This is a genomic window from Limosilactobacillus viscerum, from assembly GCF_947387525.1.
Taxonomy (GTDB): domain Bacteria; phylum Bacillota; class Bacilli; order Lactobacillales; family Lactobacillaceae; genus Limosilactobacillus; species Limosilactobacillus viscerum.
Map to the genome: position 1 here is coordinate 1 of NZ_CANDNW010000085.1, position 274 is coordinate 274.

Here is a 274-nt window from a genome sequence, read left to right on the forward strand (position 1 = left end):
GGTGGATTATAGAATGAAGTTAGCCACCCAGTTGGTGGTAAATAAAAAACGCCATTCGGCGTGACATCAGGTATCATATTAAGTGAACCAAACCTATATGAAAGGATGTCCGTCAAATGACGCACTTAAATGATACCATGTCTACTAGTTTATTGACTACTCATAAAAAGAATGCTCATCTTACTAAAGAAGAACGTGTGATGATTGCGACTTTAAAGTCGCAAGGACTTTCCAATCGCGCAATTGGTCGCCAATTAGGAGTTAATCATCAAAC

At 38.7% G+C, this 274-nt stretch carries 1 protein-coding gene; it reads left to right on the top strand.

Translation table 11 applies throughout. The annotated features are described in order from the left end of the window. Nucleotides 1–116: 116 nt before the first annotated feature. A partial coding sequence (locus tag QOS07_RS09375) for a helix-turn-helix domain-containing protein (RefSeq protein WP_143469522.1) occupies nt 117–274 on the top strand: 158 nt, incomplete at its 3' end.